Below are 264 nucleotides of genomic sequence, written 5' to 3'. Positions count from 1 at the left end.
GGTTCCGTCCAACATGTCTCACGCCGGACAGAAGAACTGACCGGTGACATCCATGCGTTGACGCAAGCGACGGAAGAAGTCTCAGACGCCATGGGGACGATTCTCGCTTTGACGGAAGAGAATGCCGCAGGTCTTGAGACGAGTAGTGCGAGCATTCAAGAAACGAACGCAACACTCGAATCCGTGACGTCTGCCGCTACGCATCTTGCAAAGATTGCTGGTAATCTCCATCAACTGACGCTTGATTTCCAACTCGACGATACG

At 53.0% G+C, this 264-nt stretch carries 1 pseudogene; it reads left to right on the top strand.

Annotation, left to right across the window (positions count from 1 at the left end):
• Window positions 1-264: pseudogene (locus B2751_RS09815) on the top strand (methyl-accepting chemotaxis protein); the annotation flags it as partial.

Source organism: Exiguobacterium sp. UBA6282 (genome assembly GCF_002440475.1).
Classification (GTDB): domain Bacteria; phylum Bacillota; class Bacilli; order Exiguobacteriales; family Exiguobacteriaceae; genus Exiguobacterium_A.
The sequence above is the reverse complement of the archived record's forward strand: the minus strand, read 5'-3'. Positions and strand labels throughout refer to the sequence as shown.